At 52.6% G+C, this 21326-nt stretch carries 28 protein-coding genes; 3 read left to right on the top strand and 25 right to left on the bottom strand.

The window, feature by feature from the left end:
• Window positions 1-109 precede the first annotated feature (109 nt).
• The 21 genes from EDM58_RS19225 to EDM58_RS19125 form a co-directional block, all read right to left on the bottom strand.
• Window positions 110-1006, bottom strand: a complete 897-nt coding sequence (locus EDM58_RS19225) for a polyprenyl synthetase family protein (protein ID WP_122914750.1) — start codon at window positions 1004-1006, stop codon at window positions 110-112.
• Window positions 1006-1269, bottom strand: coding sequence for an exodeoxyribonuclease VII small subunit (gene xseB, locus EDM58_RS19220; protein WP_023554552.1), 264 nt, complete (start codon window positions 1267-1269; stop codon window positions 1006-1008). The genes EDM58_RS19225 and xseB overlap by 1 nt, the downstream gene beginning before the upstream one ends.
• On the bottom strand, window positions 1250-2617 hold the full coding sequence (xseA, locus tag EDM58_RS19215) for an exodeoxyribonuclease VII large subunit (RefSeq protein ID WP_122914749.1): 1368 nt from the start codon (window positions 2615-2617) through the stop codon (window positions 1250-1252). The genes xseB and xseA overlap by 20 nt, the downstream gene beginning before the upstream one ends.
• A 73-nt stretch (window positions 2618-2690) precedes the next feature.
• Window positions 2691-3548: a bifunctional methylenetetrahydrofolate dehydrogenase/methenyltetrahydrofolate cyclohydrolase FolD gene (gene folD / locus EDM58_RS19210; RefSeq protein WP_122914748.1), complete on the bottom strand. Its 858-nt coding sequence runs from the start codon at window positions 3546-3548 to the stop codon at window positions 2691-2693.
• An 82-nt stretch (window positions 3549-3630) separates the two neighbouring features.
• A complete protein-coding gene (locus EDM58_RS19205) occupies window positions 3631-4599 on the bottom strand; it encodes a tRNA (adenosine(37)-N6)-threonylcarbamoyltransferase complex transferase subunit TsaD (RefSeq protein ID WP_122914747.1) in 969 nt (322 codons plus the stop codon).
• Between the two features lie 17 nt (window positions 4600-4616).
• Window positions 4617-5021: a transcription antitermination factor NusB gene (gene nusB / locus EDM58_RS19200; protein WP_122914746.1), complete on the bottom strand. Its 405-nt coding sequence runs from the start codon at window positions 5019-5021 to the stop codon at window positions 4617-4619.
• Between the two features lie 68 nt (window positions 5022-5089).
• Window positions 5090-5302: a DUF2273 domain-containing protein gene (locus EDM58_RS19195; RefSeq protein ID WP_023554557.1), complete on the bottom strand. Its 213-nt coding sequence runs from the start codon at window positions 5300-5302 to the stop codon at window positions 5090-5092.
• 12 nt (window positions 5303-5314) lie between these two features.
• On the bottom strand, window positions 5315-5878 hold the full coding sequence (gene amaP, locus EDM58_RS19190; protein ID WP_183187562.1) for an alkaline shock response membrane anchor protein AmaP: 564 nt from the start codon (window positions 5876-5878) through the stop codon (window positions 5315-5317).
• Between the two features lie 137 nt (window positions 5879-6015).
• Window positions 6016-6432 (bottom strand): Asp23/Gls24 family envelope stress response protein, encoded by a 417-nt coding sequence (locus EDM58_RS19185; RefSeq protein WP_023554559.1) that lies wholly within the window; start codon window positions 6430-6432, stop codon window positions 6016-6018.
• 68 nt (window positions 6433-6500) lie between these two features.
• Window positions 6501-7856, bottom strand: a complete 1356-nt coding sequence (accC, locus tag EDM58_RS19180; RefSeq protein ID WP_122914744.1) for an acetyl-CoA carboxylase biotin carboxylase subunit — start codon at window positions 7854-7856, stop codon at window positions 6501-6503.
• Window positions 7857-7872: 16 nt separating this feature from the next.
• Complete coding sequence (gene accB / locus EDM58_RS19175) at window positions 7873-8379, bottom strand: acetyl-CoA carboxylase biotin carboxyl carrier protein (protein ID WP_122914804.1); 507 nt, start codon at window positions 8377-8379, stop codon at window positions 7873-7875.
• A gap of 193 nt (window positions 8380-8572) precedes the next feature.
• The gene (locus EDM58_RS19170) at window positions 8573-9232 is read right to left on the bottom strand and encodes a SpoIIIAH-like family protein (RefSeq protein ID WP_122914743.1); all 660 of its coding nucleotides are present in this window, start codon (window positions 9230-9232) and stop codon (window positions 8573-8575) included.
• Between the two features lie 13 nt (window positions 9233-9245).
• Complete coding sequence (gene spoIIIAG / locus EDM58_RS19165) at window positions 9246-9887, bottom strand: stage III sporulation protein AG (RefSeq protein ID WP_122914742.1); 642 nt, start codon at window positions 9885-9887, stop codon at window positions 9246-9248.
• Between the two features lie 32 nt (window positions 9888-9919).
• Window positions 9920-10600, bottom strand: coding sequence for a stage III sporulation protein AF (gene spoIIIAF, locus EDM58_RS19160; RefSeq protein WP_122914741.1), 681 nt, complete (start codon window positions 10598-10600; stop codon window positions 9920-9922).
• Between the two features lie 9 nt (window positions 10601-10609).
• Window positions 10610-11800, bottom strand: coding sequence for a stage III sporulation protein AE (gene spoIIIAE, locus EDM58_RS19155; RefSeq protein ID WP_122914740.1), 1191 nt, complete (start codon window positions 11798-11800; stop codon window positions 10610-10612).
• A gap of 16 nt (window positions 11801-11816) precedes the next feature.
• Window positions 11817-12206: a stage III sporulation protein AD gene (gene spoIIIAD, locus EDM58_RS19150; protein WP_023554566.1), complete on the bottom strand. Its 390-nt coding sequence runs from the start codon at window positions 12204-12206 to the stop codon at window positions 11817-11819.
• Window positions 12207-12217: 11 nt separating this feature from the next.
• Window positions 12218-12421 (bottom strand): stage III sporulation protein AC, encoded by a 204-nt coding sequence (gene spoIIIAC / locus EDM58_RS19145; RefSeq protein ID WP_023554567.1) that lies wholly within the window; start codon window positions 12419-12421, stop codon window positions 12218-12220.
• Between the two features lie 17 nt (window positions 12422-12438).
• Window positions 12439-12957 carry a stage III sporulation protein SpoIIIAB gene (spoIIIAB, locus tag EDM58_RS19140; RefSeq protein WP_122914739.1) on the bottom strand — a complete coding sequence of 173 codons (519 nt, stop codon included), beginning with the start codon at window positions 12955-12957 and terminating at the stop codon, window positions 12439-12441.
• Window positions 12954-13907 (bottom strand): stage III sporulation protein AA, encoded by a 954-nt coding sequence (gene spoIIIAA, locus EDM58_RS19135; protein ID WP_122914803.1) that lies wholly within the window; start codon window positions 13905-13907, stop codon window positions 12954-12956. Before spoIIIAA ends, spoIIIAB begins: the two co-directional genes overlap by 4 nt.
• Before the next feature lie 198 nt (window positions 13908-14105).
• A complete protein-coding gene (locus EDM58_RS19130) occupies window positions 14106-14582 on the bottom strand; it encodes a CD1247 N-terminal domain-containing protein (protein ID WP_342769043.1) in 477 nt (158 codons plus the stop codon).
• Window positions 14583-14670: 88 nt separating this feature from the next.
• Window positions 14671-14934, bottom strand: a complete 264-nt coding sequence (locus EDM58_RS19125) for a YqhV family protein (RefSeq protein WP_023554571.1) — start codon at window positions 14932-14934, stop codon at window positions 14671-14673.
• A gap of 148 nt (window positions 14935-15082) precedes the next feature.
• Between EDM58_RS19125 and comA the strand changes: the two genes are divergently transcribed.
• The 3 genes from comA to EDM58_RS19110 are packed head-to-tail and all read left to right on the top strand — an operon-like array spanning window position 15083 to window position 17118.
• Window positions 15083-15913, top strand: coding sequence for a phosphosulfolactate synthase (gene comA, locus EDM58_RS19120; protein ID WP_122914737.1), 831 nt, complete (start codon window positions 15083-15085; stop codon window positions 15911-15913).
• Window positions 15904-16620: a 2-phosphosulfolactate phosphatase gene (locus EDM58_RS19115; RefSeq protein WP_122914736.1), complete on the top strand. Its 717-nt coding sequence runs from the start codon at window positions 15904-15906 to the stop codon at window positions 16618-16620. Before comA ends, EDM58_RS19115 begins: the two co-directional genes overlap by 10 nt.
• 36 nt (window positions 16621-16656) lie before the next feature.
• On the top strand, window positions 16657-17118 hold the full coding sequence (locus tag EDM58_RS19110) for a DUF441 domain-containing protein (RefSeq protein WP_122914802.1): 462 nt from the start codon (window positions 16657-16659) through the stop codon (window positions 17116-17118).
• A 48-nt stretch (window positions 17119-17166) separates the two neighbouring features.
• On the opposite strand, the gene EDM58_RS19105 is transcribed toward EDM58_RS19110, so the two are convergent.
• The 4 genes from EDM58_RS19105 to EDM58_RS19090 all read right to left on the bottom strand — a co-directional run bounded on the left by EDM58_RS19105 (window position 17167) and on the right by EDM58_RS19090 (window position 21306).
• Window positions 17167-18840, bottom strand: a complete 1674-nt coding sequence (locus EDM58_RS19105; protein ID WP_122914735.1) for a DUF4179 domain-containing protein — start codon at window positions 18838-18840, stop codon at window positions 17167-17169.
• Window positions 18821-19390: an RNA polymerase sigma factor gene (locus tag EDM58_RS19100; RefSeq protein ID WP_122914734.1), complete on the bottom strand. Its 570-nt coding sequence runs from the start codon at window positions 19388-19390 to the stop codon at window positions 18821-18823. The genes EDM58_RS19105 and EDM58_RS19100 overlap by 20 nt, the downstream gene beginning before the upstream one ends.
• Window positions 19391-19569: 179 nt before the next feature.
• A complete protein-coding gene (efp, locus tag EDM58_RS19095) occupies window positions 19570-20127 on the bottom strand; it encodes an elongation factor P (protein ID WP_122914733.1) in 558 nt (185 codons plus the stop codon).
• Between the two features lie 105 nt (window positions 20128-20232).
• Entirely contained in the window at window positions 20233-21306 is a 1074-nt protein-coding gene (locus tag EDM58_RS19090) for a M24 family metallopeptidase (protein WP_122914732.1), read from the bottom strand.
• Window positions 21307-21326: the final 20 nt, after the last annotated feature.

Below are 21326 nucleotides of genomic sequence, written 5' to 3'. Positions count from 1 at the left end.
TTGTATTACGGTTTGCAGAATCCCGTTGTTACGGGCGATTCATGCGAACAGCTTGCCAATCCGAAAAAAAGCTGGTTCTCCCTAGACGGAAGCCAGCTTTTCCTGTCCGTTATTTGGTTCGGTTCTTGACATAGTCTGCCAGGGGTAGCAGTGCCGAATGCTGCAAGCCGACTTCAACGAGTGCTGTTTTGGCTTCCGTGATCAAGGCATCAAGACGTTCCTTGGATTTTTCCAGGCCCAACAAAGACGGGTAAGTAGCTTTTTCCCGGTCGGCATCGCTTCCTACTGCCTTGCCGAGCTGCTTCTCGTCACCCTCGACATTTAATATATCGTCCTGGATCTGAAAAGCGTGGCCGATACAGAACCCGTAATGCGTCAACGCCTTCATCTGGCGCTCGCTTGCTTCTGCCAGATACCCGCCGCCGCGCAGTGCAGCAACCAAAAGATCGCCCGTTTTATGCTGGTGAATATACTCGAGCTGCGTCAGATCGAGCCTCTTTCCTTCGCCTTCGATGTCCGCCATTTGGCCCCCGACCATCCCGGTTGCGCCAGCCCGCTTGCCCAGCTCGGCGATCAGCTTCACGGTAGTGGTCGGCTGTACATCCGCGTCCGTCAAGTAGGACTCCGCTATGTAGGAAAAGGCCCGCGTCAATAGCGCATCCCCTGCCAAGATCGCCGTCGCCTCGCCGAACATCTTGTGATTCGTCGGCTTGCCGCGGCGCAGGTCGTCGTCATCCATCGCAGGCAAATCATCGTGAATGAGGGAATACGTATGAATCATTTCGAGGGCGCAGGCAAAAGGAATGCCACGCTCCAGCGGCTTTTCCAATGCTTCCAGCACAGCTAGGACAAGCATCGGGCGCAAGCGTTTGCCACCTGCCATGAGCGAGTATTTCATCGATTCGTACAAGGAGGCAGGTACGCCTTCTTTCTCCAAGGCTGGTACCAGATGCGTTTCAATATAAGCAGTCTTTTCTTCGAGGTAGGTATGGAGAGAATCGACCATCATGCTTCCCCTTCCAGACGAAACGCCTTTTGCTTTACTTGTCCGTCTTCCTCAACCAGTTGGGTGATCTTGGCTTCGATCGCCTCGAGCTTCTGTCCACAGATTCGGGACAGCGTCACTCCCTCCTGGTACAGATGAATGGATTCCTCCAAGGGGATATCGCCCTCTTCCAGACGCTGTACGACTTCTTCCAATCGCTTCATTGCTTCTTCAAACGGCATGTCCATCTCTTCGGGGGACACGTCAGCTTTTTTGCGAGCCATTTTCTTTCTCCTCCCGCTCTATTCGTTCCACGCGCGCCGTAGCGCTGCCATCGCTTAATCGTACCATGAGCTCGTCTCCAGTGGCAAACTGCTCCACGGATTTCACCAGCTGATCTCCGGAATAAACCAGGGAAAAGCCTCGCTGCATCACCTTCAAGGGACTTACTGCATCCAGGTGAGCCAGGCGGGAGGCGAATTCCAGCTTTTTTTGCTTCAATGCTGCGTTCATTCGCTCATCGAGGCGCAAACGCAGGGTACGTACTTTTTCTCTTCGTTCCTTCACGTGATCGGCAAGGCGATACCGTCTGATCTGCTCCTCCAGTCGAATGTATTGCTCACGGCGCAGCCGCATGAGCTGACGCATGGCTTGTCTCATTCGCAACTGGGCTTGGTCGAGCCGCTGAGCTGCTTCCTCCAGCCTGCGCTGAGGCTGACGCATCGCATATGATTGGACCAGCCCCTGCAGACGTTTTCGCTCCTGCATGACGAGCTGGCGCATCGCCCGCTGGGTTCTCATCTCAAGCTGCTCAACGCGCTGCTGCCATTCCAGGTAATGGGGCACTGCCAGTTCTGCCGCAGCCGTCGGAGTAGCTGCACGAACATCTGCGACGAAATCGGCAATGGTCACATCGGTCTCGTGTCCCACAGCGGAAATCACGGGTATTGCCGAGCTGGCAATCGCGCGTGCGACCTGCTCGTCATTAAATGCCCACAGTTCCTCAATCGAGCCTCCACCACGCCCTACGATCATGACATCGATGCCCGCGAGCCGGTTGAGATTGCGAATGCCATTGACGATGGAGTGCGGAGCTTCCACCCCCTGGACAATCGCGGGGGCCAAGACGATGTCCGCTTGCGGGTAGCGGCGTCTGATGGTGATGCAGATGTCACGGATTGCCGCTCCTGTAGGAGAGGTGACGACTCCGACCCTTTTCGGAAAACGCGGCAAAGGGCGCTTTCTTTCCACTGCGAACAAGCCTTCCTGCGCCAGCTTTTCCTTTAGCTGCTCAAAAGCCAGGTACAGCGAGCCGAGTCCGTCCGGCTGCATTTCTTTTGCATACAACTGATACGCTCCATCCCGTTCAAAAGCCGAGATGGAACCGCGCACAATCGCCTTGGTCCCGTTCTTGGGGAGGAAGCGCAGAAAGCGGTTGTAGCTGGCGAACATGACGACCTTGAGCCGCGACTGATCATCCTTGAGCGTGAAATACATGTGTCCGCTGGAGTGATGGGTAAAATTGGAAATTTCTCCTCTCACCCAAACATCCTGCAAGTGCGGATCTCTCTCCAGCAGAAGCTTGATGCTGCGATTTAACTGACTGACGGATAGGATATCTTGAATGGCCATAGGCCGCTCCCCCCTCGACTGAAAACGGGAAATGGGTTTTCGACTCCCATTTCCCGGATGATTGGTTCCCGACTTATCTGCGTTTGGCTTGCTGCTTTGCGGCTTCTACCGTATTTTTCAGGAGCATGGTGATGGTCATCGGTCCGACTCCGCCCGGCACTGGCGTCAAATAGCTGGCTGTCTCCTGGACTTCGTCAAACTTGACGTCCCCAACCAGCTTTCCAGCTTCATTGCGGTTGACCCCGACATCGATCACTACCGCTCCGGGCTTCACATGCTCTTTGCCGATCATATGCGCTTTACCGGCTGCTACGACGAGAATATCCGCCATTTTGGTGAAGGATGGCAAATCCTTCGTACGCGAGTGGCACATCGTAACTGTAGCATTTTCACGTTGCAGCAGGAGCGAGACGGGTTTCCCAACGATGTTGCTTCGTCCGATCACGACGGCATGCTTGCCCGCGATCTCTGTTCCTGTGCGTTTGATCAATTCAATCACTCCATGTGGAGTACACGGAAGCAAGGTCTCCTTGCCGATCACCATATTCCCGACATTGATCGGGTGGAAACCGTCCACATCCTTGCTCGGATCGATGGCATCCAAAACTGCCTCCTCCGAGATATGGGATGGCAATGGCAATTGGACCAAAATCCCATTAACGTTCGGATTTTGATTCAATTGCTGGATGATTTCCAGAAGCTCCTCTTGGGTCGTGGAAGTCTCCTTCAAAATCACCTCGGATTGAATGCCAACTTCCTCGCAGCCTTTTGATTTCCCCCGTACATAGGAATGGGAAGCGGGATCATCTCCCACAAGAATCACGGTCAGACCAGGTGTAATTCCCTGTTGTTTCAGTCCGGCGACTTCCTCTGCCAATTCGGCACGAATGCTTTTCGCTACTTCTTTTCCTTGAAGAATGGTTGCAGGCATGGAGAAATAGCCTCCTTCTATAACGTCGATACCTTTAGTGTACCGATTTGACAACACCCTGTAAAGGCGAAATATGAAACATTCAAGATTGATTATTGTTCGTCTTTTGCTTCATCCAACCGAGCATTGCTACTCCGTACGCATTGTCTCCGGAGTATACCGGATCACAGAAGTACAGCTTGGCCTTCACTGCGGGATGCTCGAGACGTTTGATCAAGCGCTCGCGCATGTACTGGTTGGCGGCAACTCCGCCGACGATCAGGATGTCGCGGGGCAAGCCTTGTTCGATCGCGTGACGCAATGCCTTTTCCAAGGTGTTGGCAATGCATTGCTCAGTCGCCCGCGCAATCTGCGCATGAGTCGCATCTCCAGTTGAAATAGCCCGCAAAAGGGAGGCTTCTGGTCCCGAGAAGCTGAATGTGAGCCCGTCTACTGATGAGGAGACGCGGAACTCTCCCTCTGCCTGCTTCGCCAACTCCTCGATCTGCGGCCCTGCAGGGAAGGACATACCCATCGCGACGCCGATCCGATCCACCAGTTGGCCAGCATGCAGGTCAATGGTTCCACCGACCTTTTCAATCGCATAACCAGATGCCTGCCGCTCACACAACAGGATTTCGCTTGTTCCCCCTGAGAGGTGAACCGCCAAAAAGCGGTCCTCTGCAGGACGCTCTTGGGCCGTGTATTCCCCTGCCGCGATATGGCCCTCCTGGTGAGTCGTCAAATAAAGCGGCACCTGCAAGTAGATCGAAAGCGACTTGGCCAATCCTTCTCCTACCTTGAAGACAGGCATGTACGACTGGTCCACTGGGCGCGGCTTTTCACTGACGCAAATCGCGACAATTTCGTGCTCTTCCCATTTCATCTGCTCGCTTAGCTCTGGCAAGTTCATCACATGCTGAAAGACGGCTTCGGATTGTTGCAGACCGCGTTTTCCCTCCTTCACCTTCAGGAGGCGTTTTGCTTCCGCGACAATCCGGCCGTCTTCCCGAGCCAGGCAGAGTGATGTCCGGTAATTGCTCGTATCAATGCCCAACAATACCTTCGTCATCCTAGTATCCCCTGCCTTTATGCCTGTGCTGTTTCACGAGCATGCAGGAAGCTGGACAATACGCCGTTGATATAACGGTGGGATTGCTCGTCACTGAAAAGCTTGGCAATCTCAATTGCCTCATTCATCACGACCTTGTCTGGCGTCTGCTCTTCATACATGATCTCAAAGAACGCGAGCCGCAGAATCGCGCGGTCTACGTTGGCAATCCGCTCCAGCTTCCAGCCGCGCAGATACTTTTTAATTTCACTGTCAATTTCATTCTGATTACGGATCACGCCGTCCAGCAAATACCGTAAAAACGTGGTATCTTCTTGTGAGTCCTCCATCACCAGTGCAATTGCTTCATTCAGCGGGACTTCTGCCATGTCGATCTGAAACAGGCATTGGACTGCTTTTTCTCGTGCTGTTCTACGCTTCATTTCTTTCACCTGCTCATTAAAGTGAGTGTGGGAGCAGACCAGCCCTGATCATGACTCCCGCGCCGATGTCACCGAAATTTCCCAGGAAGAATCCGATCGAGGATTTCCCGCAGATCTTCCTTGTGATCCAGTTTGCGGCCTATGTAATATCCGGTTCCGATAAACACGACAAAGACCAGTGTATCCCAAAAACCGACGATAAGGTAGATGATGCCGAAAAAAATACCGGCCAATATCCCCAATAGCTTCCCCTTGTGCTCCCACAACAACTCCCAAATCATGGTGTTCACCTTCTATTCCACACGCTTGCGTGCCGCGTAGTTTTCTTGTTGAGCCACCTCAGTCACGACGATTTTTACTTCGGAAATCAGCAGACCGGTGATGGTCTCCACCTGATCTTTGACGTCATGTTGCAGATTGTGGGTGAGTTCGGGAAACGGGGTTTCCCCATCTACCGAGACATGCAGAGTGATCATCGTGCCGCTCTCCAGCAGTTTGATACCGCTGCGCAGATCTCGTACACCCTTGACGCGTCTGGCTGCTCGTTCCGCGATGGTCTGGATCGTCTGGATGGTGATGTTGATTTCCCCCAGATCGCTGCGCTGGCGGATACTGCGATCCTCTTTGGATTTTTTGAAACGGAAGGAACTGAAAAAGAATCGGAGACTGACGATGAGGAAGATGATCGCGACGATCAGGTAGGCGATATTGGTGCCTGACAGAATCTGTTCCATGTAGGGACGAAACAGGTCTTGGGAAAACCAGCCGCTGGTAACCGCGATCATCACGCAGGATAATACGATCAGCGCAAAACTGTAAATCGTTAGGATAAACCGATCAAACAAGTTCACTTGCATCTCTCCTTCAGCCCTGCTTATCTTATCTATCCAGGGCGCGGTTCGGGTGCTTCATCGTCATGGCCGACGTGCAGGACGTGCCGGGCGCGCTAGTGGAAAATGCCCCCTGTAAGTAGGGGGCATCCATCCGCAGCTTGTCAGCGAACCCGCTGATAGTCTTCCACTACAGTTGTTACCGGTGCTTTTTCTTCAGCCTTCAACTCTACGTCTACAATATGTACATTGACTTCGACGACCGACAGTCCGGTCATGCTCTCAATGCCGTTGCGCACACTATCTTGAATATTACGGGCGACTTCTGGAATTCGGTGTCCGTATTTCACAATAATGGATACATCTACAGCCGCTTCACGGGAACCGACCTCAACGCGGACTCCGCGAGCTATATTTTTACGGCCCAAGCGTTCCGCTATATCCCCAACGAAGCCGCCGCTCATCGAAGCCACGCCTTCCACTTCTGCGGCAGCCATGCCAGCAATCACTTCCAAGACTTCAGGGGCGATCTGGACCTTTCCTAATTCTGTTCTATCTAGATCCGGAGTAAATTCTTCCACGCTTCGCACCTCCCTTTGGATTTGTATTCCATTATAGCAAGTAGACTGCTGTTTTACAAACTTGCTCTTTATTCGGCATCAAGCTTGAGATCATAGGTTTCGAGGAATTTGGTATCAAAATTTCCGCTGGCGAACACCTCATGATCCAACACTTTCAAATGGAACGGAATGGTTGTCGTAATACCTTCCACGACAAATTCGTCCAATGCCCGCTTCATTCTCTCGATCGCTTCCTGGCGATCTTTGCCCCAGACGATCAGCTTGGCAATCATCGAATCGTAGTAGGGCGGAATGGAATAGCCGGCATAAGCAGCGCTGTCGACGCGCACGCCAAAGCCTCCTGGAGGAAGGTACTCGGTAATCCGGCCAGGCGACGGCATGAAGTTTTTCGCTGGATTCTCCGCATTGATCCGGCATTCGATAGCCCAACCATTCAGACGGATGTCTTCCTGGCGGAACGAGAGGGGTTCCCCTGCCGCTACCGTCAACTGCTCCTTGATCAGGTCATAGCCTGTGACCAGTTCCGTGACCGGGTGCTCTACCTGAATCCGCGTATTCATTTCCATAAAATAGAATTTGCCGTGTTTATCCAGAAGGAACTCGACCGTCCCTGCACCGTGGTAGGAGACCGCCTTGGCGGCTGCTACCGCTGCTTCCCCCATCTGCTGGCGCAATTCCTCGCCGAGCGCAGGCGATGGAGCTTCTTCGATCAGCTTCTGATGGCGCCGCTGAATCGAGCAGTCCCGCTCTCCCAAATAGACAGCGTTGCCGTGCTTGTCTGCCATGATCTGAATCTCGACATGGCGCGGTCCTTCCACAAATTTCTCCAGGTAGACGCCCGGATTGCCAAATGCTGTCTTGGCTTCGTTCTGCGCCTGGCGAATGGCTTTTTCCAGATCTGCGTCATCGACGGCAACCCGCATCCCGCGTCCGCCGCCGCCCGCTGTCGCCTTGACCATGACGGGATAGCCAATCTCATTGGCTGTTTGAATAGCTTCGGCAATATCCTCGATCAAGCCGTCTGTACCGGGAACCGTAGGGACGCCTGCCGCTTTCATTGTTTCCTTCGCAGTGGCCTTGTCGCCCATTTTCACAATCGCTTCCGGATCAGGACCGATAAAAGTGATGTTGCAGGCAGCGCAAATCTCTGCAAAATCCGCGTTTTCAGCCAAAAAGCCGTAACCGGGATGGATGGCATCTGCTCCTACCTTAGTCGCAACGCTCATGATGCTGGTTACGTTCAGATAGCTTTCCTTTGATGTTTTTGGACCAATGCAATAAGCTTCGTCGGCCAATTTGACATGAAGCGCTTCACTATCCGCTTCGGAGTAGACAGCGACCGTACGAATGCCCAGCTCGCGGCATGCGCGAATGACCCGCACAGCGATCTCTCCGCGATTGGCAATCAATACTTTTTGGAACATTTCGCTCTCCCCCACCTTATTCCGGCTTTACTAAAAACAAAGGCTGACCGTATTCGACCAGTTGACCGTCCTCTACCAGGACCTTGACGATTTCGCCGTTTACTTCAGCTTCGATCTCATTGAACAGCTTCATCGCTTCCACGATGCACACTACCTTGTTTGCGCTCACCTTGTCTCCGGCTTTCACGTAGGCAGGCTTGCCTGGTTCTGGCGCGCTGTAGAAGGTCCCTACCATCGGAGATACGATTTTGTGCAGGTTGGCATCATCGGCAGCAGGTGCTGCGGGTGCAGCTTTCGGTGCTTCCGCTGCAGCAGGTGCTGCAACTGGCGCTGCGACCGGTGCTGCAGGTGCCGGAGCCGCCTGCAAGACTGGAGCAGGTACCGCCGACTGGGTGACTACCACTGTCTCCTTGCCGGAGGATTTGGTCAGCTTTACTTTGGCGCCTTCTAATTCCAGCTTGAATTCTTGAATGGATGATTGATCAATTAGCTTAATAAGTTCTCGAATTTCATGGATATTCAACGAAAAGCACTCCTTCACTTCAATAAATGTCTCAGGGAGTTCCATATGTAGCAGATGGCCAGACCATAAAACCATGGTAGCTTGTCGCCAGATGCACGTCAAGAAAGGATTTCCCTGCTTTTCCCGTAAGAAAGGCGAGGAAATCCTTACCATCATGCCCGATATGGCCCCTTCCTATAAGTCGGCGGCGTGTTTAGGAAGCGTTGAATTGAACCTTTACGTTAGTAGCCGGAACATTCAGATGCTCCTTGACGTGCGCGATGATTTCGACCGCTTCACTCTGGCTCAGCTCATTTTTTTGCACAATGACGGTCACTTTGTCATTTTGCATGAAGACGACCGCATCCTGGTAGCCGCTTGCCTTCAGCATCTCTTCCACATTCGTCGTAGCAGTATCCTGCGTGGACAACTCTTCGAACTTGGCCTTCGCTTCGGCCACGGCCTGCGGCGAAGAATCCGGGCTGCTCATGATCGCGAGCTGCTCATCCTTCTGCTGCTGGAACTGCGCTTCGCGTTTCATTTTATAGCCCTGGAAGATCTCGCTTGCCGTCTCCGAGACGGGAGCTACAGCAGCGGGGGAATTGCTCTTGGCTTGATCCTTTGGCGTCTCTTCTTTGGTTGCTTGGGCTACTGGCTGTCCGCTCTTGCCGTCGACTGGCTTCGCATCAGGCGCAATATCGACTTCGTGGGATTCCACGACGACTCCTGAGATTTGTTCCTGCTTTTCTACCGCCTGCTGCTGTCCGGATGTCGGGACCTGCTCCTGTGGACCTTTGGCGAGATAATAACCGGACAGAACCACCATGACTGCCAGCATTGTCAACAACCACACCGTTTGCTTTCTTAAAATCATAGACCATTACCTCCTACCCTTTTTTTGGCAAAATCGATATCTTGTAAACCGGAACGTCCAATACCTTTTGCACGGCTTCGGTAATCCACGCTTTCACCTGGATGTTGTCGGCGCCCTTCGCAACGACCAGAACGCCACGGACGCGAGGCTTCATGGTTTTGACGATGACTGGCTGGTCTTGCTTGCCGCCTTGGACAATGACCACCTCCTCGTCACGGGACTGATCGTTTTGATTGCGGGTCGCTTTATCCTTATCCGTCTCCTGATTGGTCGAGGATCGGGTGTTGGTGTTTTTTTCCACAATCAACTCTGGCGTTGAGTCCAGATTGACCATGACCTCTACGGCACCGACCCCGACGACGGTTGAAAGAATCTCACGCAATTGCGTTTCGTAAATGTTCTCGTACTCCGCGATTACATCCGGTACGGGAGCTGGGCCCATCGCCGGACTTGCCAGCTCGCCAGCAGGCGGACCAGTCGAGTCATTGCCAAGTGAGCCAAACCCGAGCGGCTGATCTTTTTCTACTCGCATGAAGTCGGTCAAAATCATGATTGCCAGCCCAATGCCCAAAACGACGATGAAGTAGTGGATCGGCTTCAGCTTTTTCGCCCCGCCCCCGTCGCCTTCCCACCATTTTTTCAACTTCTCCAGCATTCTTCTCACCTCACTTTTTTGGACATGTCCGTCTACTGTTTACCAGTTGCTGGAGACTCGTCCGTCACAGTTACCTGATCTGCGGCAAGTCCCCATTGAAGGGCGATATCGGATGCGATGCGCGCATGAACCGGATTGTCCTGGCGCGCGCTCACTTCCCGATCGGGCGGTGCGCGGTCTGTTTTGACTGCTGGTGTACTGATCTGGATGTCTACGGGCTGAATGGGTTGAATCGGTTGCACGGGTGTCTGCTCTGAACGCTTTTCCTGGCTGTCGCTGTCTTCGACGATGAGAGCGATTCGCTGCAGGACGGGCTGGTCGGGATTGGATTTGTCCATCTGAATTTCTATATGCTGGACATCCATTCCGTATACTTGTTTCACTCTTGTTTTCACTGCCGCGCTGATCTGGGCTTGTACGTAGGCGGTGGTTTGCTCGCTTTGGTGGCTCAGCAGTTTACTGGTGATCCGCTTCCATTCGCTGTCTGCCGGCTTGTTCAACTCCTCCTGATAGCGGTCCAGACGCAACGCCAGGTCGTCCTGCGACAGATTGAACAGGGCGAACAAGGGAGAGATGATGGTGAGCAGCAGGATCAGCCCCATCACCATTTTCACGTAGCGCTGCAAGGTGGTGTTGGGCAGGATCAAATCAAGAAAGGCGGCAAGCAGGACGAGCAGGATGATTTTTTTCAGCCATAAGGTTAACCAGGTCATCTTCCTCACCTACCGAACCATCATAGAGATGTTGCCCGCTGCGATGATGATGGTAATCGCCAGAAAAAACATCAGGCCAACTGTCGCCAGCGCGGCGAAAACGAACAGGAGGCTTTTGCCGATCGTGCCCAAAGCACTGATGATCGGACTGTTTCCGAGAGGTTGCAGCACCGCTGACGAGAGATTGTAGATCAGGGCAAGGACGAGAATCTTCATAGCCGGAAAGGCGCAGAGGATCACTAAAATGATGACGCCAGCCAGGCCAATCGCATTCTTCACCAGAAGCGATGCATTCAGGACGGTATCCGCCGCGTCGGAGAATACGCGACCGACAATCGGCACGAAATTCCCTGTGAGGTACTTGGCTGTCCGCAGCGTGACGCCGTCTGTCACAGCCGAGGTGGCTCCCTGAATCGAGATCACCGCCAGGAATATGGTTAAAAACGATCCCAGCACCCCCATCGCGATATTGCGAAGTAGAGTAGCCAGTTGAGTGACCTTGTAGCGTTCCGAAAACATGCTGACGATAGAGAGCATGGCCGAAAGAAACAACAGGGGAAACACTACGTACGTAATCATCATGCCGCTGATGTTGATCATGAAGATGATCAGCGGATGGAACATCGTCGCCGTCGCCAGATTTCCTACCGACGCCAAAAGCGCTATCACCAGCGGGATCATCGCCAGCATGAAGTCGGACATGTTGACGATCGCGTCCTTGGCGTAGGTAATCGCCAGATGAAAGCTGTTGATCGCCAGCACCATCAAAACCAGGTAGGCGATGGAATAAGCTACCGTGGAGACCGTGTTGCGCTCAAAGGCGTTTTGCATCGTCTCCAGGATCATGGCAAAAACGGTGATGACGATGATAGAGCTGAGCAGTTTGCCGTTCATCAGGATTTCGTGAAAGGCGAATTTCATGAGTCCCTTCAAGAAACTCGAAAGGCTGAATTCTCCCTCCTGCATGAGCATCTGGACAAAGCCCTTCGCCTTGAGATCAGGAAGGTAGCCCTGGTATTCCTGCTGAAGCTTTTTCCAATACTGCTCGACACTTTCGGTATTGAGATGGCTAACCTGCTGCCGCACCAGCTCATTGATGGGATTGGCGGGGGCGGCAGAGGCAGCGAAGACAGCTTGTACAGGCGTGAGCAAAAGAAACAGGAAGAGCATGCATGCGCTGATCCAACGGTATCGCGTCATCGACATTCCCCTCCCCTCACGCTGGCAACAGGTCGATTACAGTCTCGATAATAATTTGGATGATCGGGACCGCCATGACGAGAATGAGAACCTTGCCTGCCATCTCGATTTTGGATGCGATGGCGCCTTGTCCCGCATCTCTTGTGATTTGTGCGCCGAATTCCGCGATATACGCAATTCCGATGATTTTTAAGATCGTCTCTAGAAACACGAGATTCAGGTCTGCCTGGACGGCCAGTTTCTCCAGGATTTGGATGACCTCCGCGATTTTGCCGATGAGAAAGAAAAAGATAATGACGCCGCTCGCGATGGCGATCAGGAATGCAAACATGGGCTTTTGATCCTTGATGACCAGCGCGAGAATGGTTGCGACCAGCCCAAGGCCGACAATTTGTACGATCTCCATCTGTCTCCCTCCTATTTGAACAGGAAGACGCGTTTTACCTCGGTAAACAGGTCGCCGACATAGTGGGCAACCATGTAGAGCACGATAATGAACCCGACCAGCGTCGCCCAGTGTGCGATATCTTCCTTGCCTGCCTGCTTTAAGACGGTATGCAGGATGGCTGTAATGAAGCCTACCGCTCCGATTTGGAAAACAGGTGTCAAATCAAAATCCACTTGTGAACACCTCGCCTTTAAAACATCAGGATGACTGCCAGCAGCCCACCCAAGAAACCGAGACTTTTATACATTTTTTCGTATTTATCTTGTTCGGCACGCGCCTCTTCCTCCAGCCCCCGCAGATGTGTGACGGCAAGTCGCAAATGCTTTTGCTGGTCTTCCCGATCGGAGGATCCAAGCACCTGCGCAAGGCTCGCCAGCACTTCTTGCTCCTGCTTGCGAAAAGCGGTCTGGGGCCAGTGACGCATCATGGCCTTTTGCAGGGACTCCTCAGCCGACAGCGCCCTACCCTGCTCCAGCAGTTCCGCAGCAGACAGAAAGAGATTCCCGACTTCCTTGTTGACTCGCTGTCCCACTTTGAAAAATGCCCGTTGCAGAGGGGTAAGACCGTAGACGATTTCCGTCTCCAGCATCTGCAGTGCTACCAGCAGGGCGCGAAGCTGAACGGGACGCTTGACGTAGGTCCGGCTGATTTGCCAGCCGACCATCGATGCGGAGACGAGGACCATCAATGCTCCAATCAGCTTGATCATGCGGGCAGTTCCCTTTTTACCGGATTCAGGCTGCTGTCGTAGATCGCCTGGATGGTGCCCACACCTCGGCTTCGACTCAAGACGATGTAGCGGGAAAAGGCCCCGTGACGGATCAGCTTGCCCAGCATCGGCCTTCTTGCTACCTCCTCTACGTTGGACCCATGAGCCGAGCAGATGACAGCGACGCCTGCATGGATGGCTTCCCAGACTGCATCGCCATCTTCGGGTCTGCCGATCTCGTCCACGATCAGGGCATCCGGAGACATGGAACGGATCAGCATCATCATCCCGATTGCTTTGGGACAAGCGTCAAGCACATCTGTGCGCGGGCCGACATCGCGCTGTGGCACCCCCTGCAGGCAGCCCGCCAATTCGGAGCGTTCGTCCACAATGCCTACCTTGCGACTGGAGGACCACTCGCTCCCGTAGCTGACCTGCCGGGCTATGTCGCGCAGCAATGTCGTTTTGCCGCACATCGGCGGGGAGATGACGAGGGTGTTTTGCAGATTTCCTTTTTCAAACAGATAGGGCATCACTTTTTGCGCGACTCCTTTTTTCTCACGGGCAATCCGTATGTTGAAGCTCGTCACATCGCGTATGCCTTTTACATCGCCGCGCTCCAGCACTACTTTGCCTGCAATTCCGATGCGATGGCCCCCTACCACGGTGATGTACCCCCGCTTCAGCTCCTCTTCCAATGCGTACAAGGAATGCTGGCTTACCTGGTTCAACAGCTTGACCACATGATCTTGCGTGAAGACCCATCCTTGTCTGGCGATGGAAGTGATTTGACCAGCCGGGGTCACGTAGCTGGTTTGTTGACCGTATCGAATTTCCAATGGCTGATTTTGCCGAAGACGGATTTCTTCCAATACTTCGAGGACCGTGGAGGGGAGCGCAGTTATGATGCTTCGCACGGATGCCGGCAGAATTGCCATGATCTCTTGCATGGATGAACCCTCCTTATCACCTTTGTCCAGCATTGACTTACCTCCATCCTATGCGTGCGTGGACGAGGTTTATGCTAAAAAAAGCGATGTGACGTAGATCAGTTGAAAAGGAAAAAAGCCTGTCGCAGCGCTTTGTCGCGCATGCAGACAGACTTTTGGAGTAAGAATCGCATTCGAAAACAATCGGGCAATGCATGCTCAGGTCGGATTGATCGGCTCGAATCCTTTTGATTGCGGGTAGGGCTCGATCACATAGTGAAGGTACCCTTCCTCGTCCTTGCCCTCGTGAAGCATGATCCCTTTTTGACAGCTTGGGCAAGTAAACTCATAGGAGGTCTCGAATTCTTCCTCCTCTTGCGGATCGTAGGCGTACATGTCATCCGATGCATCCAGATCAAGATCCACGTCATCCTCTGGGCAGTCGCCCACAGTCTCATAAAGATCATCCTCGTCTTCAAACAGCAAACGCTCGATGTCCTCCAGATCTTCATCAATTGCCTCGACGTAATCCTCTGTCTCCTCGATTCGGCTATGCAGCACATGGATCTCGGCGTGCATCTCATCGAGGATTTCAATCATCTCCGCCAGCATTTTTCCTTCCGAAGTCTGTGTGCCGACATCCAATCCATCTGCCAATCCCCGCAAATAAGCTATGCGATTCTCCAATGCATCCATCACTTGCATTCCCCTCCTTGTCGTGTGCAACTCACCACGTATCTTTCCCAAACAAGATGGAGATTAGCAACAACTTTGCAAGGATGGATTATTTGCGGACACCGATCAATATGCAGGAGATGCCCAGCAATATCCAACCTATTTTGGCGAAGCTGATCCGATCTGTCATTCCCAGCAAACCGACTGCCGTACTTGTCAACAGCACCAGCGGCCCCACAATAGCCAAGCCAGAGTTGATCAACAAGGCCTTTTCTACCTGATTTACCTTTAGAATCAGCAAGGCAGCAAGAATCTCCAAGCTCCCGGAAAACACCCGCAAGGCTGCCATGCCCATGATCGCTTTTTCCCACATCGAATCTCGTCCCCCCTTGTTCTCACTCTATGCTTGTACGCCCATTTCAGCACTTTTCTTGGGCAATCGCCTACGGGATCGCGCTTCACTCCTTCTTTTGGCTGGGCATAGACTGTACGAAACGTCTTGAGAAATGAGGAAACCACCTATGCCAGAACGTTTTGACAATCCTGGAAGCATGATCCCGCTATCCTGGAGCGACCCATCCGGAAGCAGAAGTGCCGAGCGGCAGCGCAAGGGACTCACGATGGTCATCGACAAAGGGGCGGGAATCAGCGCATTCCGTGACCTGCTTGAGCTCGCATCTCCTTATATCGATATATGCAAGCTTGGCTTTGGGACAGCCGCTCTATATCCGACGGCACAATTGCGGCAAAAACTGGAGCTGGCCAAGGCATACGGCTTGCAGATTATGCCAGGCGGGACGTTTTTTGAAATAGCTCTTCTCAGCACCCCTGTATCCCAGTATATGGAAACGATCTGTCAGCTCGGCTTCACCGCTGTCGAAATCTCCGACGGTACCTTCCCTCTCTCGCAAAAGGAGCGCAGGGAAGCCATTATGAGCGGCTTGGCTTGCGGCTTGACCGTCTATACAGAATTCGGGAAAAAGGATGCCAACTACCGCGCGGAAAAAGAGGAGCTGCTGCAGACGCTTGCAGCTGATCTCGATGCAGGTGCCAGCCACGTCATCGTGGAGGCGAGAGAAAGCGGTACAGTCGGGGTTTTCGATCGAAACGGCAACATTGATCAGCTATTTGTCCAGGATGTCACAGATGCAGCAAAAGAGATGGGCACAAGGCTTATTTGGGAGGCTCCCGAAAAAGAGCAGCAGGTCCACCTGATCCAAACGCTTGGCAGCAATGTTCACCTGGGCAATATCGCTTATTCCGATGTCTTGTCGGTGGAGACGCTGCGCCGTGGCCTGCGGGGTGATACCGCAGCCCGTTTCGCCCAGAGGAGTGCTGCTCCGTGCGAATAGAGGTCGTGCCGACGGTGGAGGAAATCCGTGCGGATCAGATCCGCAACCGCGTCGTGATCGTCATCGATGTCCTGCGTGCAGCCAGCACCATCGTGACGGCGCTTGAATGTGGCTTCTCCATGGTTCTTCCGGTCGAGACGATCGGTCAGGCACAAGCGCTGCACACACCCGGATGTCTGCTCGCAGGCGAACGCCACTGCCGCAAAATCGCGGAGTTTGATTACAATAATTCCCCTACGCAAATCATCACAGCACAATCATCCGGCCACCCCCTGATTCTGACAACGACAAATGGAACGCGGGCAATCCAAAAGGCAGAGAAGGCCGTATCTGTTCTGATCGGCTGCTTCCTCAATGCAACGGCTTGCATCACCCATGCACTGGAGCAGCATCAAGACATCACCCTGTACTGCGCTGGCACCCGTTCGGAGTTCGCGCTGGAGGACGGTTTGGCTGCCGGATTGATGGTTACGGTGGCAGAAAGGAAGCTGCCCCAGATCGAAATGTGCGATCTGGGGCAAGCGTTGAAAGCAAGCTATCTGCATGTAGCGGACAGACTGGCTGACGTGCTGCCGCATACCACTACGGGAAAGCGGCTTGTACAGCATCGATTTACCGATGATCTGGCTTATTGCGCGCAAGTCGACCACTGCCGGCTGGTTCCCTATGTAAAGGAGAAGCGCATACTTCCCCACCTTGTCTCATAGAGTGAAAAGAGAAAAGGGACAGGGGTTTTGATGCCGATGATGTCTGGAGAAGTGATGCTCGTCATCCTGATCGTGATCGGGTTAATTGGCCGTTCACCCATCATTGCTACTGCCGCCAGTATTTTGTTGGTGCTCAAGCTGACGGCATTGGAACGTTTTTTTCCTACTGTAGAACGCCGCGGGCTGGAGTTGGGCCTGCTCTTTTTAACCATATCTGTCCTCGTACCATTCGCGAGCGAGAAAATCTCCTGGAAGGATGTGACGCCTCTCTTCACGACTGTCATCGGCCTGACAGCACTTGCAGGCGGCGCGCTGGCTACCTGGATGAATGGAAAGGGACTTGATCTGCTGCGTACCGAGCCTCATATGATCGTAGGCTTGGTCATCGGATCGATCATCGGAATCGTATTCTTGCGAGGAATACCAGTGGGTCCGCTGATGGCGGCTGGCATTACGGCTTTCGTGCTGAAGCTGTGGGAGTGGTTTGGAGGCAGATAAAACATCCCCCTCTTTGAGGAAGAGGGGGATGTTCCTTTATCGCGCTTGTCAGTTGCCTGTTTTGATCGGTACCTCCCAGTCAAGATCGCGGTACTGTCGCTGCTGGACCTCATAGGACAAGACCAACGTCTTCGGTTGATGATCCAGTCCCCGGATATACAAGCTTCCCTTCACTTCCACCCGGCCGTCTTCCCCTCTTCTGTATGCTTCATTGCGCGACACAGGATACTCTTTCCCCTTTTCATCCTTTGCCTTCCATTCGCTTGTGTAGACGATCCCATCAGGAAGCTTCGCCGAGAAGGGAATGATTGCTCCTATACCCCGATAGGTAAAGTCTCCAATCCTTTCTTCCTGCTCGGTTGTTTTCAGTAGGAAGCCTGTCAGCGAAAAGAGGTTGTCCTGGCTGTCAATCGTCACCTGTTCATTGATCAGCGTGTCAACAGGTACTTGCGCCTTGAATGCTGCGGGTTCAAACAAGTACAAGGAGTGGAGTTTTACATTCAATTTCTGGTTGTCGGCAAACGGAGCAAAACCATTCCAAGCTGTAATCCGGTTTTCGTTTGGAGCCTCTACTCCTCTTCTCGTCAGGTCTACGGTGTTTGCCTTGATTTGATTCACTTCATCATACAAGGCATCATCCCATCCGGCGATGACTTTCCCGTGTTCATCGATGATCTGATACGCCAAGCCGATTCTTTTGAAATAACCCTGCATTATCTCTGCTTTTGAAATTTTCCCTCTCTCAGGCTCCCCCGCTTCCCAGCCATTTTCCTTCATGATTGCCTCGACCTGTTCCGTTCGCTCTTTTGTCCAGTCTGTTTCCAGCTCAAGCAAACTGGCGCTCGGAACCGTCATCATGCGGTTAAGCCTGAGAGAAATGCCTTGTGGCGTCGTGTACTGCTGATTGATGTCCGTATAGGTTACGTGTGCCTTCGCCTTTTTCATATCCACAGGAAACTCGATGAGCCAGTTTCCTTGCTTTCCTTTCAGGCTCGCAGCATGTACGCCAACGAAAAGCTCATCCGGGATGTCTGTCGGATCAGGCAGAAAGCTGAAAATTTCTTGGTTGAGTACGAGATATTCGCCTCTCTGGCTGATCGTCGAACCGCCTCCCCCATGCAGCTCTGCGCCTTCCTTTTCTTTAAAAACAAGGCGAATGTCGTCTCCTTGGATCGAAGTTGTCGAGATGCGATTGCCTTGCTGGTCCAGGACATCGCAAAAAATGGCAATCCTCATCGGATCCGCTACGACTTCCTTTACTATCAGGGTAATTCCTTGATCTGTCGTTTGCTTGTTGATCTCCTGGGCGTAGCCATTCTCCGCAGCTTGTTTCATCCCCTTGTCAACGCCCTGAATAGATTGAATGACGCTGTTCACATAGCTTGCAAATGTAGGGGAAACCATCGAAGTAAATGTAATCAATGCGGCAACACTCGCCACGGCTACTGTCGTACGTTTCAATATGGTCACACTCCTTTTTTTCCAATCGGGTTTCGGAACCGGAACAGGAAGATCCTCCACGGCCTGCATCACCTTTTGGCTAAAATCGGGCGGCAGTTCACTTTGAACCTGCAAATCCCCCGGTTCCCAATCCTCTTCTGTCTCCATCTGCAATTGGCAAGAAAGGCAACGTTCTACATGCCGTTCCAGGAGTCTGCTCTCCATTTCCGAAAGCTCTCCATTCATATAGGCGCGCAATGCATCAGTTCTGGAGCATTTCATAGATCGCAGCACCTCCTGACATTTCTTGCGCAAGACCAGTTCGCAGCTTTCTTTTGGCATGATGGATTCGCATCTGAACCGTGGTGACGGGCAATTGCAAAATGTCGCCAATTTCCTTGTAACTGAGCTGTTCCATATATTTCAGCAAAAAAACGGCGCGGTAGTCCTCCCCCAAAGCCATGATGTGCGCTTGCAAGACATCCTGTTTTTCCTTTTTCAGATAAACTTGCTCCGGAGTCTGTGTCTCGATTAACAGCGTTTCTTCCAGCGGAGCACCAGAGTAACGCTTGTTTTTTCGCCAAGCATCTACACACAGATTGGATGCAATCCGGTAGAGCCAGGCCAAAAAGGCATCTGTGGGCTTATATTTGTCCAGACTGCAGTACGCTTTGAGAAAAACCTCCTGTGTTAGGTCCTGGGCATCCTGTGACTGGCCTGTCATTCGATAGAGGAAGCTGTACAATCTGTCCTTGTATTTGTTCACAAGATGCGCGTAGGCTTCCCGATTTCCATCGTGCACCTGTTGAATCATCAACCAATCGTCCTGCACCAATAAGTCCTCCTATCCCAAACATGCTTCGCTGCGCAGCGTTCTTTTGGCAGGCTCATATAGGTTAACGGATGAAGGCGAGATTTCTTTCCAAATGTTTATACCTTTTTCTAAAAAAAGCAAAAAAGCTGCACCCATGATTGAACAATGGGTACAGCTTTTCTTTTACGATCTGACGCTTATGCGCGGGAAACGTATGCTTCCGTACGTGTATCGATAACCAGAGTTTCGCCTTCCTCTACGAAAAGAGGGACGTTGACGACAAAACCAGTTTCCAGCGTTGCCTTTTTGGTCACGTTGGAAGCGGTATCGCCTTTTACTCCTGGCTCACACTCGACTACTTTCAATTCTACCGTGTTCGGCAGTTGAATACCGATGGTTTCGCCGTTGTACTGCATGATTTGCACGTTCATGTTTTCCTTGAGGAAACGAAGCTCACGCTCAATTTGGTTGCGAGTAAACGTCAATTGCTCGTAGGTTTCGGTATTCATGAAAGTGTACTCGTCCCCGCTTGCATACAGGTATTGCATGGTCATGGACTCGATGCGGGCAGGGTTTACTTTTTCACCGCCGCGGAAAGTCATTTCCGTTGTATTGCCGTTGCGCATGTTGCGCAGTTTGGAGCGAACAAATGCCGCGCCTTTACCTGGTTTCACGTGTTGGAATTCCAGCACTTGAAAGATATTGCCGTCCACTTCGATCGTCAAACCAGTACGAAAATCGTTAACAGAGATCATGGTAGTCCTCCCAAATCAATCAGTGGGAAAACCTCTGTAGCAGTGCCCCCGTAAGGAACGGCTGCAAAATAGAGGTGTCCGCTAGAGTAACAAAAATAGTATAAATTAGACAGGCAAAATGAGCAACTCTTTCGTGGATTTGTTCAGGACCTCATGACCATCCGGTGTGATCCAGACATCGTCCTCGATTCGCACGCCGCCAAGACCGCTGATGTAAATACCCGGTTCCATCGTGACGAGCATGCCTGGTTCGAGTACAAAGGCACTCACTGTAGACAGGGTAGGAAGCTCATGCACTTCCAGTCCCAAGCCGTGCCCTGCGCTGTGTCCGTAAGCAGCGCCGTATCCCGCGGCAGTAATGATGTCACGAGTAGCAGCATCGGCCTCTTTGCCGCTCACGCCTGGCCGCAGCGCGGCTACGCCCGCCAATTGGGCCTGCAGGACGATCTCGTAAATTTCTTTCATTTTGGGATCTGGCTCCCCTACCGCTAGTGTGCGTGTGATGTCCGAATTGTATCCTTTGTAGGCCGCACCGAAGTCAAGCGTCACCATTTCCCCTGCCTGAATCACTTTGTCGGAAGCCCGTCCGTGCGGCAAGGCACCGCGCGGACCTGACGCTACGATCATGTCGAAGGCAGAGCCGGTCGCACCCTGTTTGCGCATAAAATACTCCAGCTCGAGAGCGACATCGGACTCGCGCACGCCAGGTCTGATGTAGCCTTGAATGTGTTCAAATGCGGCTTCCGCGATCCGTACCGCTTCCCGGATGATCACCATTTCGGATTCATCCTTGAACATGCGGATTTTTTCGATCAGGCCGCTGGTCGGCACCAGTTCGACAGGCTCGAATGCCTTGTTCCAATCCGAATAAGTCTGAAAGGACACGCTGCTTCCCTCAAACGCCAGTCGTTTGACCCCATTTTCTCTCAGGACGCGCGCGATCGTCTCGACTGCCTTTCGCTCATTGTCAATGACGGAAAAGCCCTGGGCTTGCTCCTGCGCCTGCTCGACATAACGGAAATCGGTAACCAAAAAAGCATCGTTGGCAGTGACGATGACCCATGCTGTCGATCCTGTAAAGCCGCTCAGGTAGAAGCGGTTTTCTGCCTTTTCGGTAATGAATGCATCTGCTTGAATGCGCGCCAGTTCCTCACGCAGTTTGTCCAATCGCTTGCTCATGCTTATCTTTCCCCTTTCTC

It is taken from the genome of Brevibacillus panacihumi, from assembly GCF_003710985.1.
Lineage (GTDB): Bacteria > Bacillota > Bacilli > Brevibacillales > Brevibacillaceae > Brevibacillus > Brevibacillus panacihumi.
Note: the sequence above shows the minus strand (reverse complement) of the source record. Positions and strands in the feature narration are given on the sequence as shown.

Bases quoted from the DNA above. Each gene is read 5' to 3' on its own strand.
- amaP (WP_183187562.1), bottom strand. From the start codon at position 5,878: ATGCAAGTGAACTTGTTTGATCGGTTTATCCTAACGATTTACAGTTTT.
- EDM58_RS19125 (WP_023554571.1), bottom strand. From the start codon at position 14,934: ATGTGGGAAAAAGCGATCATGGGCATGGCAGCCTTGCGGGTGTTTTCC.
- xseB (WP_023554552.1), bottom strand. From the start codon at position 1,269: ATGGCTCGCAAAAAAGCTGACGTGTCCCCCGAAGAGATGGACATGCCG.
- EDM58_RS19090 (WP_122914732.1), bottom strand. From the start codon at position 21,306: ATGAGCAAGCGATTGGACAAACTGCGTGAGGAACTGGCGCGCATTCAA.
- EDM58_RS19205 (WP_122914747.1), bottom strand. From the start codon at position 4,599: ATGACGAAGGTATTGTTGGGCATTGATACGAGCAATTACCGGACATCA.
- EDM58_RS19195 (WP_023554557.1), bottom strand. From the start codon at position 5,302: ATGATTTGGGAGTTGTTGTGGGAGCACAAGGGGAAGCTATTGGGGATA.
- xseA (WP_122914749.1), bottom strand. From the start codon at position 2,617: ATGGCCATTCAAGATATCCTATCCGTCAGTCAGTTAAATCGCAGCATC.
- spoIIIAA (WP_122914803.1), bottom strand. From the start codon at position 13,907: ATGCAAGAGATCATGGCAATTCTGCCGGCATCCGTGCGAAGCATCATA.
- spoIIIAF (WP_122914741.1), bottom strand. From the start codon at position 10,600: ATGACCTGGTTAACCTTATGGCTGAAAAAAATCATCCTGCTCGTCCTG.
- spoIIIAB (WP_122914739.1), bottom strand. From the start codon at position 12,957: ATGATCAAGCTGATTGGAGCATTGATGGTCCTCGTCTCCGCATCGATG.
- efp (WP_122914733.1), bottom strand. From the start codon at position 20,127: ATGATCTCTGTTAACGATTTTCGTACTGGTTTGACGATCGAAGTGGAC.
- nusB (WP_122914746.1), bottom strand. From the start codon at position 5,021: ATGAAGCGTAGAACAGCACGAGAAAAAGCAGTCCAATGCCTGTTTCAG.
- EDM58_RS19170 (WP_122914743.1), bottom strand. From the start codon at position 9,232: ATGATTTTAAGAAAGCAAACGGTGTGGTTGTTGACAATGCTGGCAGTC.
- accC (WP_122914744.1), bottom strand. From the start codon at position 7,856: ATGTTCCAAAAAGTATTGATTGCCAATCGCGGAGAGATCGCTGTGCGG.
- EDM58_RS19130 (WP_342769043.1), bottom strand. From the start codon at position 14,582: ATGGATGCATTGGAGAATCGCATAGCTTATTTGCGGGGATTGGCAGAT.
- folD (WP_122914748.1), bottom strand. From the start codon at position 3,548: ATGCCTGCAACCATTCTTCAAGGAAAAGAAGTAGCGAAAAGCATTCGT.
- spoIIIAG (WP_122914742.1), bottom strand. From the start codon at position 9,887: ATGCTGGAGAAGTTGAAAAAATGGTGGGAAGGCGACGGGGGCGGGGCG.
- EDM58_RS19105 (WP_122914735.1), bottom strand. From the start codon at position 18,840: ATGAAATGCTCCAGAACTGATGCATTGCGCGCCTATATGAATGGAGAG.
- EDM58_RS19225 (WP_122914750.1), bottom strand. From the start codon at position 1,006: ATGGTCGATTCTCTCCATACCTACCTCGAAGAAAAGACTGCTTATATT.
- comA (WP_122914737.1), top strand. From the start codon at position 15,083: ATGCCAGAACGTTTTGACAATCCTGGAAGCATGATCCCGCTATCCTGG.
- spoIIIAD (WP_023554566.1), bottom strand. From the start codon at position 12,206: ATGGAGATCGTACAAATTGTCGGCCTTGGGCTGGTCGCAACCATTCTC.
- EDM58_RS19110 (WP_122914802.1), top strand. From the start codon at position 16,657: ATGATGTCTGGAGAAGTGATGCTCGTCATCCTGATCGTGATCGGGTTA.
- spoIIIAE (WP_122914740.1), bottom strand. From the start codon at position 11,800: ATGACGCGATACCGTTGGATCAGCGCATGCATGCTCTTCCTGTTTCTT.